The following is a 13,451-nucleotide window of genomic DNA, read 5'->3' as shown; positions in this document are numbered from 1 at the left end:
CACGCAACGGCGCTGAGAGCGGATCAGGTCGGCATCGCCAGGCAGCTCAGGAGGAGACGCGGTCGAGCGCGACCAGCCGCAGCGGCTCGGCCAGCAAATCGCCGGCCGTCGCTGCGAATGCCTGGAAATGCGGCGTCGCCTTGTGAACCTCGAGCGCGGCCGGGCTGGTGAACGCCTCGCGCATGTAGAAAGTGCCAGGTTCGTCGCGCAGCTCGAACAGCACATAGTCGAGGCAGCCCGGCTCGGCTCGCGTCGGCTCGATCAACGCCAGCAGGTTTTGGCGCAGTTGCTCGCGCTGGCCGGGCTTCGCTTTCAACACGGCGATGGAAATGAAGGTCTCTTCGGTCTTGCTCATGGTCGGCACCTTTGCCCCGGGATGTACGGGCAGCAGATGTCGGCGCAGGCGGCCGAGCGCAAGAACGCACAAATCCGTCCCTTACGGACAAGACTGATACCGCCCGTTCGCCAGCGGCAGCCAATTCAAGCCGGATCGTGGCGAGCAAGCGCCGCCAGATAGAACCCGTCCGTCCCTGTCCGGCGCGGCGAGAGCTGCAGGCCAAAACGCGTGGCGAAGCGAGCGAGCAGGCCGAAATCGACTTCGCCGGTATCGAGCAGGGAGCGTGTCGCGACCGGCGCGAAGCCAGCATGCCGCGCCAGGAAGGCGTCGACCGCGACGTCGTTCTCCTCAGGCAGCATCGAGCAGGTGATGTAGGCGATGCGCCCGCCCGGCTTGACCAGACTGGCGGCGCGATCGAGCACCTGCGCCTGCTCCTTGATACGCTCGGCCAAAGCTCCGGGACGCACCCGCCATTTCGCATCGGGGTTGCGCCGCCAGGTGCCGGAGCCGGTACAGGGCGCATCAACGAGTACCAGATCGACAGAGCCCGCGAGGTCGGCAAGCGCATCATGACCGCGGCTCTTGGGCACGCGCACCTCGACATTGCCTGCGCCCGAGCGAGCGACCCGGTCATGCAGCGGTGCCAGCCGGCGGCTGTCGAGGTCCGTAGCGAAGATGCGTCCCTTGCCGTTCAGGATCGCGGCCAGCGCCAGCGTCTTGCCGCCTGCGCCGGCGCAAAGGTCGACGACCGTCATCGCGGGTTGCGCGCCGGCGAGCAGGGTCACGAGCTGCGAGCCCTCGTCCTGGATCTCGAACTCGCCATTGAAGAAGCTCGGCTCGCTCTGCAGCGAGGGGCCACGGCCATCGGGCCCGGACAGGAAACGCAAGGCGTCGGGCGACCAAGCCCCGGGCTCCGGCTGGAGATGGCTCAGCGTTGCGCGCAGCCGAGCGCGATCTGTCTTCAGCCGGTTGGTGCGGATATCGGCCGGAGCCCTGCCCGCCAGTGCCTGTCCTTCTGCGACCGCATCGTCGCCAAAGCCGGCCATGAAGGAGGGCCAGAGCCAGTCCGGCACATCGGCGCGCACCCAGCCGGGCGCCGCATTGAGATCGAAGGCGACGAGCCCCGCGACCTCGAACTCGGTCAGCGGAGCCGGAGCGTGATTTTGCCCGTTGAAGAGCTCCGAAATCTCCTCTACCGCCATGCCACGCTGGCTGACCAGCATGCCAAGGACGAGCGCGCGGGGCGTTTCCTCGCTGAGTGCGTGGGTGGAAGAAGCCCGGCGGCGCAGCGCGTCATAGACCAGCGAGGCGACCGCGGCGCGGTCCTTCGAACCGGCAAAGCGACGCGACAGACCCCAATCCTTCAGCGCATCGGCCGCCGGGCGCCGGCGCTCGATCAGGTCCGCCAGAACCTCGATGGCGGCGCTGATGCGGGCGGCAGGAGTCATGTCCGGCGGTTCCTGTGATTGCTCTTGGTCATGCGTTTGGACCAGACGCGATCTGGAACGATTCCGAAGCGCGAATGGACCCTTGACGCCCTCGTCCCACAGGGCGCAAGACGATACAACTCCTTCCGCAACGCCAATCGCCTGGGGATCCTGAAATGACGACCTTCGCCCGCCTCGCGCTCGCCGGACTGTTCTGCCTGTCGCTGGCCGCCTGCGCCACCCAGCCGGTCGACACCACGCCGCCGCCGTCCAAGCGCCTCGACGCCAAGACCACGCTGGAAGGCCGCCGCTGAGCTTCCTGTCCGAGCGCTCGCAGCCATCAGGCGAGTAAGCGCTCGACAGATCTGACACGCACCTTCGCGGTGCCGGCGGCGACAAATTCCGGCATTGCGAATAGGCAAACGGGCTTTCACCGGCCTGTCATATCGACCGAGCAGTTTCGCGACCTTCCACAGGACACGAGGATCGGACGAGATGAAGCCCCTGTTGCAGCCGGCCACGATGCTGGCGACCTTTGTCCTCGCGCTGGCCGCCCCGGCCCTGGCGCAGAGCCCGGCCCCGACGCTGGACGGCAAGCCGGCGTTGATCGTCGGCCATCGTGGCGCCAGCGGCTACCTGCCCGAGCACACGATCGAAGGCTACAAGCTCGCGATCGAGCAAGGCGCTGATTTCATCGAACCGGACCTCGTCTCGACGAAGGACGGCCATCTCGTTGTCCGCCACGAGCCGATGATGTCCGGCACCACCGACGTCGCGACCCGGCCGGAATTCGCCGCGCGCAAGCTGACGCGCAAGATCGACGGCGTCGACACCACCGACTGGTTCGCCTCCGACTTCACCCTCGCCGAGATCAAGACGCTGCGGGCCAAGCAGGCCTTCGCCGACCGCGACCAGTCGCATAACGGCAAGTACGAGATCCCGACGCTGCAGCAGGTGATCGACCTCGCCAAAGCCGAGAGCACCCGGACCGGCCGTACGATCGGCATCTATCCGGAGATCAAGCACTCGACCTATCACTCGGCGATGGGCCTTGCGATCGAGGACAAGCTGCTCGATCAGCTCAAGGCGGCCGGCTGGACCGAGAAGACCTCGCCGGTGTTCATCCAGAGCTTCGAGACGGCCAATCTCAAATATCTGCGCGGCAAGACACAGCTGCGCCTGATCCAGCTCGTCGACGCCGACGATGTCGACAAGGACGGCGGCATCGTGCTCGCCGCGCCGTTCGACAAGCCCTACGACTTCGCCGTCACTGGTGACAAACGCACCTTCAAGGACCTCGTCACCGCCGAGGGTCTGAAGGAGATCAGGACCTATGCCGACGGCGTCGGTCCCTGGAAGCCCTATCTGATGCCGGCCAAGCAGGTGCTCGGCGACGACGGCAAGCCGCGCGATCTCAACGGCGACGGGACGATCGACGAGCGCGACCGCGTGCTGCTGCCGCCGACCGACGTGGTGAAGAACGCCCACGCTGTCGGGCTCTTCGTCCACACCTGGACCTTCCGCAGCGAGCCCAAGCGCCTCGCCTCGGACTTCAAGGGCGATCCGGCCGCGGAGTACAAGGCCTATCTGGCGCTCGGCATCGACGGTCTGTTCTCAGACTTCCCCGATGCGGCTGTGAAGGCGCGTAACGCCAAGTAGTCCACAACGCAAGACCGCCGCACCTGACTGGGTGCGGCGGTCTCGCCTTACCTAACTCAACTCACACTCAGTCACAGACACGCGTCGTGCGACGCACCTCTCCGCGCGGGGTCTCGCGGACCTGGGTCACGGTCCGGCAATCGCGCTCGGCGCGATAGGCCCGGCGACGCTCCCAGCGATCACGCTCGCGCATCCGGTCCTCGCGGCGGATATCCCGGTCGATCGCGCGATCACGCGGCGAGCGCGTATCGACGCTAACTCCACCCGGGCCGAGATTGATCGACTGGGCATAGGCACCGGCGCTGCCAAGCAGCAATCCGGCGACGACAGTCGTGAGAATGAGCTTCATGGTGTTTCCTCCGATTTCGAGGGAAACAACCGCAATCACCGAGAAAAGTTCCGAAAAGCCGATCGAGGAGCCGACAGGGCCGTCACGATCGAGGCAGCCGACATGCAAACGGCGCCCGTGAGGGCGCCGTCGCAGTAGCAAGCAGCGGGCTGCCAGAGATCAGTGCAGGATCTGGCTGAGGAAGAGCTTGGTGCGCTCGTGCTGCGGATTCTTGAAGAACTCGTTCGGCTCGTTCATCTCGACGATCTGGCCGGCGTCCATGAAGATCACCCGGTCGGCGACCTGGCGGGCAAAGCCCATCTCGTGGGTGACGCAGAGCATGGTCATGCCCTCGTCAGCGAGCGAGACCATGGTGTCGAGCACCTCCTTGACCATTTCCGGGTCGAGCGCCGAGGTCGGCTCGTCGAACAGCATGATCTTCGGGCTCATGCACAGGGACCGGGCGATGGCAACGCGCTGCTGCTGGCCGCCGGAGAGCTGACCCGGGTACTTCAACGCCTGCTCGGGGATCTTGACGCGCTTGAGATAGTGCATCGCTATCTCCTCGGCATCCTTCTTGGGCATCTTGCGAACCCAGATCGGCGCCAGCGTCAGGTTCTCCAGGATCGTCAGATGCGGGAACAGGTTGAAGTGCTGGAAGACCATGCCGACATCGCGGCGAATCTCATCGATCTTCTTGAGGTCATTGGTCAACTCGGTGCCGTCGACGATGATCTGGCCCTTCTGATGCTCCTCCAGCCGGTTGATGCAGCGGATCATCGTCGATTTGCCGGAACCGGACGGGCCGCAAATGACCAGCTTCTCGCCGCGCTCGACCTTGAGATTGATATCGCGCAACACGTGGAACTCGCCGTACCACTTGTTGACGGCGATCATCTTGACGGCCGTCGCGGTGTTGAGCGCGGTCTGCTTCAGCGCCGTCGGGCGCGCGCTGGTGGTTTCTGCCATAGCCATGATTGGTCCCCTCAACGCTTCTGGCCGGCGGCGAGCCGCTTCTCGACCGCAATCGAGTAGCGCGACATGCCCCAGCAACACAGGAAATAGAAAACCGCGGCGAAAGCATAGCCCGTCGCGCGGGTCGTCGGCGTCGCCCAGGTCGGATCGACCAGGGTGGCCTCGATGGTACGCAGGAAGTCGAAGATGCCGACGATGGTGACCAGCGTCGTATCCTTGAACAGCCCGATGAAGGTGTTGACGATGCCCGGGATCACGATGCGCAGCGCCTGCGGCAAGATGATCAGACGCATCATGCTCCAGTAGCCGAGGCCGAGCGACATCGCGCCCTCGTACTGGCCCTTGGGCATGGCCTGGAGGCCGCCGCGCACCACCTCCGCCATATAGGCGGCGGCAAAGAGCGCGACGCCGACCAGCGGCCGCAGCAGCCGATCCGGCGAATACTCCTGCGGCACGAAGAGCGGCAGCATGGTGTTGGCCATGAACAGCACCGTGATCAGCGGCACGCCGCGGACGAACTCGATGAAGATCACCGAGAGCAACTGGATGATCGGTAGCCTGGAGCGCCGCCCCAGCGCCAGGACGACCCCGAGCGGCAGCGAAAAGACGATGCCGACCGCCGCTATCAGGAAGGTCACCGTCATGCCGCCCCAAAGGCCGGTATCGACCCTGGGCAGACCGGGGCTATTCGCCAGCAGGCTCAGGAAGACGAAGATCGCGAGGGCGAACAGGACGAGCTGTTTCGGTCCGAAGAAGCGCTTCCAGATCGGCAACGCCTGAACCACACCGACCGCCGCCTCGCCGATGTAGAAGCGGACAAGCTGCGGCACGAAGGAGAGCACGACATAGAGCGCCGCGAGCGCCAGCGTGACTGTCAGGCAGAAGCCGAGAAAGCGCTCGGCACCGGGGCCGCCGAGCAGCAACACATAGGCCGAGATCGGTAACAGCACGAAGAAGAAGAAGATGCCGAGCTTCTTTTTCGGCGCGTTCGTCCAGAGCAGCCAAGCCACGCCGAGCGCGAACATGACGAAGACGATATTCACCCGCCAGCGCTGGTTGATCGGATAGGAGCCATAGATGAAGTACTGGAAGCGATCCGCAATATAGGCCCAGCAGGCGCCGACCGGCCGGCCGACCTTGTCCGCGAGGCAGGCATCGCGGCTGGTGCCGGTCCAGACCGCGTCGAGGAAGTAGAAGCGGATCAGCCCCGGCACCGAATCGACGACAAGGTAGAGGCAGACCAGCGTCAGCGCGATGTTGAGCGGGCTGGAGAGCAGATGGGCTCTGATCCAGGCGAGCGGCCCGGCGACGGAGAGCGGTGCCGGTTGCTGCTCCAGCGTTTCCCTGCGGACGAAGGCGTAGGGAGCCATTTCGGTGGTTGCGTCGGTCATTGGGGCGCCCTCACCGTTCCACCAGCGCCATGCGCTTGTTGTAGATGTTCATGAAAAACGACGTTACCAGCGAGATGGTCAGATAGACCGCCATGGTTATGGCGACGACTTCGACTGCCTGGCCGGTCTGGTTCAGCACCGTGCCGGTGAAGACCTGGACCAGATCGGGATAGCCGATCGCGACCGCGAGCGAGGAGTTCTTGGTCAGGTTGAGGTAGTTCGAGGTCAGCGGCGGAATGATCACGCGCATCGCTTGCGGGATGACGACAAGCTTAAGCGTCGGCCCGGCACGCAAGCCGAGCGCGTTGGCCGCCTCGGTCTGCCCCTTCGAGACGGCGAGGATGCCGGCGCGGACCACCTCGGCGATGAAGCCGGCGGTGTAGGTCGTCAGGCCGACCAACAGCGCGACGAATTCCGGGAAAATCTGGATGCCACCGCGCAGGTTGAAGCCGGCAAGTTCCGGATAGACGAAGGTGATCGGCCGGCCGGTGGCGAAATAGACCAGCAGCGGCAGGACGATGATCAGACCGAAGGCAACAAGGCCGATCGGATACTGCTTGCCGGTCGCCGCCTGCTGCTTGCGCGCCCAGGAGCGGAAAACAAAGGTGGCCACGAGGCCGATCAGCAGCGCCCAGATGATCAGGTTGCCGCCGGGGCCGAACTGCGGATCGGGCACATAGAGGCCGCGATTGTTGAGCAGGAAACCGGCCGGAAGCTCGATCGACTGGCGCGGATTGGGCAGCGGCTTCAGCACCGCATTGTACCAGAAGAACAGCTGCAGCAGCAGCGGCACGTTGCGGATGACCTCGACATAGATCATCGCGATCTTGGAGACGATCCAGTTGCTCGACAGCCTGGCGACGCCGACAAAGAACCCGAGAAAAGTCGCGAGCACGATGCCGATAGAGGCAACCAGCAGCGTATTGAGCAGGCCGACCCAGAAAGCCTGGCCATAGGTGCTGCCCGATGCGCTGAAGGGGATCAGCTTCTGGTTGACGTCGAAGCCGGCCGCGTTGTGCCAGAAGCCGAAACCGGAGGCGATCTTCTGTGCCCGCAGATTTTCAATCGCGTTCGACGCCGCAGACCAGATCACGAAGCCGACCACGGCAAGTAGCAGGATCTGGTAGAAATAGCCCCGGATCGTCGGGTCGTAGAGCAGCGAGGCTTTGCCTGGCTTGACGTCGGCAGAAGGAGTGGACACGTCTGACGCCCCTTTGAGTGCTAGCGACCGAGGGTCCGGCGGTGATCCATTCGCATCACCGCCAGCCCGCATTCTTATCCGGTTCGCCGGAACAAGACAGCTTTAAGGACCCATGCGCGACGAGCGCCGCGCATGGGTAGTTCTCATCGGATCGGCGGCGCGTATTGCAGCCCGCCCTTGCTCCAGAGCGCGTTCTGGCCACGCGCAATCTTGAGCAGCGAGCCCGAGCCGACATTGCGCTCGAAGCTCTCGCCGTAATTGCCGACGTGCTTGACGATCCGATAGGCCCAATCATTGGTCAGCCCCATCGGCTCGCCGAACTTGCCTTCGGTCCCGACGAAACGCTTGATCTCCGGGTTGTCGGATTTGAGCATTTCGTCGGCATTCGCCTTGGTGATGCCCAGCTCCTCGGCATTGACCATGGCAAACAGCGACCATTTGACGATGTCGAGCCAGACATCGTCGCCATGGCGCACGACGGGACCGAGTGGTTCCTTCGAGATGATCTCCGGCAACACCATGTGATCGTCGGGATTCGAGAGTGTCAGACGCTCAGCATAAAGGCCCGAAGCGTCGGTGGTGAAGGCGTCGCAGCGGCCTGCCTCATAGGCCTTGACCGTCTCCTGGTTGGAGGCGAAGGCGACGACCTCGTACTTGATCTTGTTGCTGCGGAAGTAGTCCGCGAGGTTGAGTTCCGTCGTTGTGCCCTGTTGGGTGCAGATCGAGGCGCCGGCGAGCTTCAACACGGAATCGACGCCGAGCTTCTTGCGCACCATGAAGCCCTGGCCATCATAGTAGTTGACGCCGGCGAAGTTCAGTCCGAGCGCGGTGTCGCGCGAGATCGTCCAGGTCGTGGTGCGCGACAGGAGGTCGACCTCACCCGACTGCAGCGAGGTGAAGCGGTCCTTGGCCGAGAGCGGAATGAACTTGACCTTGTTCGGATCGTTGAAGATCGCCGAGGCGACGGCGCGGCAGACGTCCACGTCCATGCCGCTCCAATTGCCCTGCTGATCAGGGATACCGAAACCGGCGAGACCGGTGCCGGAACCGCAGTGCAGAATGCCGCGATTCTTGACCTGCGCCAGAGTAGGCGACTGGGCTAGTGCTCCGCTCGCGCACATGGCAGCGGAAACGGCGATAAGCGCCGCGCCAATGACTCGGATCATGATTGTTCTGTCCCCTGTCTGGTGGAACGAGTTCTCCCCGCTCTCAGTTTGCTAGCAAGCTCCAGGCCAGTCCCCGCCGGCCGCTTTCTCCTCTTTTCTCTCCCTGACGAAACGATCGCACCATTCCCAAGGCGCAGACACTAACAGAAGCTCAGCGGATCGGCGGCGCGTATTGCAATCCACCCTTGGTCCAGAGCGCATTCTGACCGCGCGACATCCTCAGCACAGAGCGGCTGCCAACGGTGCGCTCGAAGCTCTCGCCGTAATTGCCGACATGCTTGACGATCCGGTAGGCCCAATCGGCCGTCAGGCCGAGCCCCTCGCCGAACCGGCCGTCGACGCCGAGCAGGCGCCTGATCTCGGGATTGGCCGATCCCCGCATCTGGTCGACATTGGCCTTGGTCACGCCGAGCTCCTCGGCGTTCAGCATGGCGAAATGAACCCACCGGATCAGCTTGAACCATTGCGAGTCGTTGTCGCGGGTCAAAGGGCCGAGCGGCTCCTTCGAGATGATCTCCACGAGGACCATGTGATCGTCCGGCGCCGTCAGCTTCAGGCGCTCGGAATAGAGGGACGAGGCGTCCGTGGTGAAAGCGTCACAGCGACCGGCATCATAGGCCTTGAGCGTTTCCGGGCCGGTGTCGAAGGCAACGATCGTATGCCTCAAATTGTTGGTCTTGAAGTAGTCGACCACGTTGAGCTCGGTCGTCGTGCCCCGCTGCACGCAGATCGACGCGCCGGCAAGCTGCATCGCCGACATGACCCCGAGCTTCCTGCGCACCATCAGGCCCTGGCCGTCATAGTAGTTGACGTTGGTGAAGAGCAGGCCGGGCGGCGTGTCGTTCGTGATGGTCCAGGTCGAATTGCGCACGAGCACATCGACGTCGCCCGCCAGAAGCGCCTTGAAGCGGTCATTGGCCGACAGCGGAATGAACTTCACCTTGGCGGGGTCATTGAAGATCGTCGCAGCGATGGCGCGGCAATATTCGACGTCGAGGCCGTTCCAGTTACCCTGCGCATCGGGCGCGCCAAAGCCGATCAGGCCGGTATTGGACCCGCAGTTCAGGACCCCGCGGCTCTTGACCTGAGCGAGGGTCTGTTGCGCCTGGGCACTAGCGACGCCAAAGGCAGCGGCGACGACGAGCAGCGCCACGCTGATCGCTCTGATCATATACTTCCCCTGTCCGGCGGAACGGGTTCATCCCATTCTCGATACGTTGGCAAACCCCGGACCAAGCGTGGCCCGGCAAGCCACTTTTCAGCAATTTGAAAAGAATCGGGGCGGACGCCAGAAGCGCCCGCCCCGCATGATGCCTTAGCGAACCGGCGGCGCGTACTGCAAACCGCCCTTGGTCCACAGCGCGTTCTGGCCGCGAGCGATCTTCAGCAGCGAGCCCTGGCCAACATTCTTCTCGAAGCTCTCGCCATAATTGCCGACGTGCTTGACGATCCGGTAGGCCCAATCGGCGGTCAGGCCAACGCTCTCGCCGAACTTGCCCTCGGTCCCGAGCAGACGCTTGATCTCAGGGTTGCTCGACTTCAGCATCTCGTCGGCATTCGCCTTGGTCACGCCAAGTTCCTCGGCGTTGAGCATGGCGTAGTGCACCCACTTGATCAGGCCGAACCACTGCCCGTCATTGTTGCGGGTCGACGGGCCGAGCGGCTCCTTCGAGATGATTTCGGGCAGGACCATGTGATCGTCCGGCGCGGTCAGCTTCAGGCGCTCGGCATAGAGGCCGGAAGCGTCGGTGGTGAAGGCGTCGCAGCGGCCGGAATCATAGGCCTTGACGGTCTCGTCGGCCGAGGCAAAAGCGACAACTTCGTATTTCAGGTTGTTGGCGCGGAAGAAGTCGGCGAGGTTGAGTTCGGTGGTGGTGCCCTGTTGGGTGCAGACCGAGGCGCCATTGAGCTGCAGCGCTGAATTCACGCCGAGCTTCTTGCGGACCAGGAAGCCCTGGCCATCATAGTAGTTCACGCCGGTGAACAGCAGGCCGAGTGCGGTGTCACGCGACATCGTCCAGGTCGAGTTGCGCACGAGCACGTCGACTTCGCCCGACTGCAGGGCCGTGAAACGGTCCTTGGCCGAGAGCGGGATGAACTTCACCTTGGTCGGGTCGTTGAAGATCGCCGCTGCGATGGCACGGCAGTAATCGACATCGAGGCCGGTCCAGTTGCCCTGCCCATCCGGCACGCCGAAGCCGGCGAGGCCGGTGTTGGAGCCGCAGTTCAGGATGCCGCGGCTCTTGACCTGAGCAAGTGTTTGCGGCGCCTGCGCCTGGGCGCTCGCCGCCGCCAGCGCGAAGCCGAGGCCGGCGACAGCGGCTGCCATGAATTTCTTCATTCTGATCTCTCCCAATGTTGCCCCGCCGGCGTCTGCCGGCCGGAACCTGCCGGTCACCGCATCGTCGAGACTTGATGCCTCGTTTCGATGCCGAAAGTTTAAGCGAAACCCGGCTCGGGTCGATTGCCAGAGCCGCTCATGAGCGTCAAGCAAGGGCTCCCCGTGCGCCTGCCTCTTTTCACTGCAGGCATCACATGCGACTTTCCGGAGGTGGTCAAGTGCGACCACAACCCATCCCTTCCCCACGCACCACTCCGGCCCCATGAAAAAGCTGTCGAAGCCCGAATTCGCGCGCCTGCGCGAAAAACCCGTCTCGTCCTCGCCGGCCGCGACTCCACCGACAGCTACGGCTTCGTCAACCCGCCGATCGTGCGCGGCTCTACCGTTATCTACCCCAACACCGAGGACTTTCTGGTCCGCAAGGCGCGTTACAGCTATGGCACCTCCGGCAGCCCGACGATCGATGCCTCGCTCGCCGCGGCCCACACCATGGAGGGCGGTGCCGGCGTGCTCGCCTGCTCGTCCGGCCTGCTCGCCTGCACCCTGCCCACCCTCGCCTTCCTGACCGCCGGCGACCACTTTCTCGTGACCGACAGCGTCTACCATCCGATGCGCAATTTCTGCGAACGGATGCTGCCGCGCTACGGCGTCGAGGTGACCTATTACGACCCGCTCATCGGCGAAGGCATCGCCGCCTTGTTCAAGCCGAACACCAGAGCCGTCTGGACCGAGTCGCCAGGATCGCAGACCCTGGAGGTCCAGGACATCCCGGCGATCGTCGCCGCGGCCCATGCCCGGGACATCATGGTGATGATGGACAATACCTGGGCGACGCCGCTCTTTTTCGATGCTCACAAATTCGGTGTCGACGTCTCGGTCCAAGCCGGGACTAAATACTATGCCGGGCATTCAGACGTGCTGATCGGCACGGTGTCGGCCCGTACGCCAGAGCTCTACGATCAACTCCACCAGACTTGGAACGCGCTCGGCATAATCATCGCCGCCGAGGACGCCTATCTGACCTTGCGCGGCATCCGCACGCTCGCCATCAGACTCAAGGAGCAGCAGCCAGCGGGGCTGGAGATGGCGAACTGGCTGGCCGCCCGGCCTGAGGTCGCCAGGGTCCTGCACCCAGCCCTGCCTGATGACCCGGGCCATGCGATCTGGAAGCGGGATTTCACCGGCGCCTGCTCACTGTTCTCGATCGAGCTCGAGCCGGTCTCGATGAAGGCGGTGGCCGCCATGCTCGACGGGCTCACGCTGTTCGGCATGGGCGCGTCGTGGGGTGGCTATGAGAGCCTGGTGCTGCCCTTCGACTGCACCCGCTACCGCACCGCGACCAAGCCCGGCTTCAAGGGACCGACGATCCGCTTCCATATCGGCCTGGAGGATCTGGAAGACCTCAAGGAGGATCTCGATGCCGGCTTCGCCCGGCTGCGAGCCGCGAGCTGAGTGAAGTGCGCATCTGTGGCCAGGCTATCAGCCCGGCGCGGAATTCGTGTCCTCGCCGCGCGCCTTCGCGCGCAGCACGAATTGCAGGTTGCGCAGGTAGACGAACACCCCGAAGCCCTGGCCGATGATGAAGACCGGATCACGGCGATAGAGCGCGTAGATCAAAAGCAGCAAGCCGCCGCCGATCGAGAACCACCAGAAGGTCATCGGCACGACCGAGCGCTGCGCCTTTTCGCTGGCGAGCCACTGCACCACGAAGCGCATGGTGAAGAGGCCTTGCGCGACGACGCCGAGCAGGACCCACCAATCGACATTGTTGACGAAGACGTCGTGGAAATAGGTCCCGATCATGTTCTGCAGGTCGATGAGCATCAACGCGCCTCCGTCGCGATCTGCGGCACACGCTTGCGGCGCCGGATCAACCACCAGACGCCGGCGAGGTCGAGGATACCGACCCAGAGCCGGTCGAAGAAACCGTAATTCGAGACACCCGTCAGGCGCTGCCTGTCGCGTACATCGTGGTGCAGGACCGTGAGGCCTTCGCGCACGACGAGAGCCGGCATGAAGCGATGCAGCGCATCGAAATAGGGTAGCGCCAGATAGGCCTCGCGCCGGAAGCACTTCAGGCCGCAACCTGTGTCGCGCGTGCCGTCCTTGAGGATCGCTCCACGGACCTTGTTGGCAATGCGCGATTGCATGCGCTTGAATCCGGTGTCCTTGCGGCCGACGCGCTGTCCCTGGACCATGCCGGCTGAAGCACCTGCCGTCTCGAGTTGGGCCAGCATCGCCGGGATGAAGGAGGGATCGTTCTGGCCGTCGCCGTCGAGCGTCGCGACGATCGGGGCACTCGCCGCCCTCACCCCGCTGCGCACCGCCGCCGACTGGCCGCAGGATTGTGCATGGCGGACGATCCGCAGCCAGGGCCGTGTCGCCGTGAGCTCGGCGAGCGCGGCCGCAGTGCCGTCACTCGAACCGTCATCGACATAGACCAGCTCGAAGACGCCGATATCGGCACAAGCGGCTTCGATATCGCGGACGAGCGGCGCGATATTGCCCTGTTCGTTGCGCACCGGCACGACGATGCTGAGGCGGGGCTGGCCGGGTGAAGGCGCAGGTTCGGTCACGGATTCCAAGTCTTTCTGCATTGCGGCGCGCAAACTGCGTCAACCGCCAC

The 13,451-nt window shown here is 64.1% G+C and carries 14 protein-coding genes; 3 read left to right on the top strand and 11 right to left on the bottom strand.

The window, feature by feature from the left end; genetic code table 11:
• Positions 1–46: 46 nt before the first annotated feature.
• Entirely contained in the window at positions 47–355 is a 309-nt protein-coding gene (locus tag QO058_RS28615) for a putative quinol monooxygenase (RefSeq protein ID WP_284169631.1), read from the bottom strand.
• Between the two features lie 125 nt (positions 356–480).
• A complete protein-coding gene (locus tag QO058_RS28610; protein WP_284169630.1) occupies positions 481–1,785 on the bottom strand; it encodes an RsmB/NOP family class I SAM-dependent RNA methyltransferase in 1,305 nt (434 codons plus the stop codon).
• Between the two features lie 155 nt (positions 1,786–1,940).
• Between QO058_RS28610 and QO058_RS28605 the strand changes: the two genes are divergently transcribed.
• Entirely contained in the window at positions 1,941–2,078 is a 138-nt protein-coding gene (locus QO058_RS28605; protein WP_164547439.1) for a hypothetical protein, read from the top strand.
• 181 nt (positions 2,079–2,259) lie between these two features.
• Complete coding sequence (locus QO058_RS28600) at positions 2,260–3,423, top strand: glycerophosphodiester phosphodiesterase (protein WP_284169629.1); 1,164 nt, start codon at positions 2,260–2,262, stop codon at positions 3,421–3,423.
• A gap of 67 nt (positions 3,424–3,490) precedes the next feature.
• Here the strand turns inward: QO058_RS28600 and QO058_RS28595 are convergent, their stop codons facing one another.
• The 7 genes from QO058_RS28595 to QO058_RS28565 all read right to left on the bottom strand — a co-directional run bounded on the left by QO058_RS28595 (position 3,491) and on the right by QO058_RS28565 (position 10,825).
• Positions 3,491–3,772: a hypothetical protein gene (locus QO058_RS28595; RefSeq protein WP_284169628.1), complete on the bottom strand. Its 282-nt coding sequence runs from the start codon at positions 3,770–3,772 to the stop codon at positions 3,491–3,493.
• A 159-nt stretch (positions 3,773–3,931) separates the two neighbouring features.
• Entirely contained in the window at positions 3,932–4,720 is a 789-nt protein-coding gene (locus tag QO058_RS28590; protein WP_432212085.1) for an amino acid ABC transporter ATP-binding protein, read from the bottom strand.
• A 17-nt stretch (positions 4,721–4,737) separates the two neighbouring features.
• Complete coding sequence (locus QO058_RS28585; RefSeq protein ID WP_284169627.1) at positions 4,738–6,117, bottom strand: amino acid ABC transporter permease; 1,380 nt, start codon at positions 6,115–6,117, stop codon at positions 4,738–4,740.
• A gap of 10 nt (positions 6,118–6,127) precedes the next feature.
• The gene (locus QO058_RS28580) at positions 6,128–7,318 is read right to left on the bottom strand and encodes an amino acid ABC transporter permease (protein ID WP_284169626.1); all 1,191 of its coding nucleotides are present in this window, start codon (positions 7,316–7,318) and stop codon (positions 6,128–6,130) included.
• Between the two features lie 143 nt (positions 7,319–7,461).
• Positions 7,462–8,484: an amino acid ABC transporter substrate-binding protein gene (locus tag QO058_RS28575; RefSeq protein WP_284169625.1), complete on the bottom strand. Its 1,023-nt coding sequence runs from the start codon at positions 8,482–8,484 to the stop codon at positions 7,462–7,464.
• 151 nt (positions 8,485–8,635) lie between these two features.
• Positions 8,636–9,652, bottom strand: coding sequence for an amino acid ABC transporter substrate-binding protein (locus tag QO058_RS28570; protein ID WP_284173055.1), 1,017 nt, complete (start codon positions 9,650–9,652; stop codon positions 8,636–8,638).
• 147 nt (positions 9,653–9,799) lie between these two features.
• Positions 9,800–10,825, bottom strand: coding sequence for an amino acid ABC transporter substrate-binding protein (locus tag QO058_RS28565; protein WP_284169624.1), 1,026 nt, complete (start codon positions 10,823–10,825; stop codon positions 9,800–9,802).
• 138 nt (positions 10,826–10,963) lie between these two features.
• Between QO058_RS28565 and metC the strand changes: the two genes are divergently transcribed.
• The gene (metC, locus tag QO058_RS28560; RefSeq protein WP_284169623.1) at positions 10,964–12,277 is read left to right on the top strand and encodes a cystathionine beta-lyase; all 1,314 of its coding nucleotides are present in this window, start codon (positions 10,964–10,966) and stop codon (positions 12,275–12,277) included.
• Positions 12,278–12,304: 27 nt separating this feature from the next.
• Here the strand turns inward: metC and QO058_RS28555 are convergent, their stop codons facing one another.
• Both QO058_RS28555 and QO058_RS28550 read right to left on the bottom strand, forming a co-directional pair.
• Positions 12,305–12,649, bottom strand: coding sequence for a lipid-A-disaccharide synthase N-terminal domain-containing protein (locus QO058_RS28555; protein ID WP_284169622.1), 345 nt, complete (start codon positions 12,647–12,649; stop codon positions 12,305–12,307).
• Positions 12,649–13,422 carry a glycosyltransferase family 2 protein gene (locus tag QO058_RS28550; RefSeq protein ID WP_284169621.1) on the bottom strand — a complete coding sequence of 258 codons (774 nt, stop codon included), beginning with the start codon at positions 13,420–13,422 and terminating at the stop codon, positions 12,649–12,651. The genes QO058_RS28555 and QO058_RS28550 overlap by 1 nt, the downstream gene beginning before the upstream one ends.
• Positions 13,423–13,451 lie beyond the last annotated feature (29 nt).

The sequence above is a fragment of the Bosea vestrisii genome, assembly GCF_030144325.1.
Classification (GTDB): domain Bacteria; phylum Pseudomonadota; class Alphaproteobacteria; order Rhizobiales; family Beijerinckiaceae; genus Allobosea; species Allobosea vestrisii_A.
The sequence above is the reverse complement of the archived record's forward strand: the minus strand, read 5'-3'. Positions and strand labels throughout refer to the sequence as shown.

Bases quoted from the DNA above. Each gene is read 5' to 3' on its own strand.
- QO058_RS28615 (WP_284169631.1), bottom strand. From the start codon at position 355: ATGAGCAAGACCGAAGAGACCTTCATTTCCATCGCCGTGTTGAAAGCG.
- QO058_RS28610 (WP_284169630.1), bottom strand. From the start codon at position 1,785: ATGACTCCTGCCGCCCGCATCAGCGCCGCCATCGAGGTTCTGGCGGAC.
- QO058_RS28605 (WP_164547439.1), top strand. From the start codon at position 1,941: ATGACGACCTTCGCCCGCCTCGCGCTCGCCGGACTGTTCTGCCTGTCG.
- QO058_RS28600 (WP_284169629.1), top strand. From the start codon at position 2,260: ATGAAGCCCCTGTTGCAGCCGGCCACGATGCTGGCGACCTTTGTCCTC.
- QO058_RS28595 (WP_284169628.1), bottom strand. From the start codon at position 3,772: ATGAAGCTCATTCTCACGACTGTCGTCGCCGGATTGCTGCTTGGCAGC.
- QO058_RS28590 (WP_432212085.1), bottom strand. From the start codon at position 4,720: ATGGCAGAAACCACCAGCGCGCGCCCGACGGCGCTGAAGCAGACCGCG.
- QO058_RS28585 (WP_284169627.1), bottom strand. From the start codon at position 6,117: ATGACCGACGCAACCACCGAAATGGCTCCCTACGCCTTCGTCCGCAGG.
- QO058_RS28575 (WP_284169625.1), bottom strand. From the start codon at position 8,484: ATGATCCGAGTCATTGGCGCGGCGCTTATCGCCGTTTCCGCTGCCATG.
- QO058_RS28565 (WP_284169624.1), bottom strand. From the start codon at position 10,825: ATGAAGAAATTCATGGCAGCCGCTGTCGCCGGCCTCGGCTTCGCGCTG.
- metC (WP_284169623.1), top strand. From the start codon at position 10,964: ATGAGCGTCAAGCAAGGGCTCCCCGTGCGCCTGCCTCTTTTCACTGCA.
- QO058_RS28555 (WP_284169622.1), bottom strand. From the start codon at position 12,649: ATGCTCATCGACCTGCAGAACATGATCGGGACCTATTTCCACGACGTC.
- QO058_RS28550 (WP_284169621.1), bottom strand. From the start codon at position 13,422: ATGCAGAAAGACTTGGAATCCGTGACCGAACCTGCGCCTTCACCCGGC.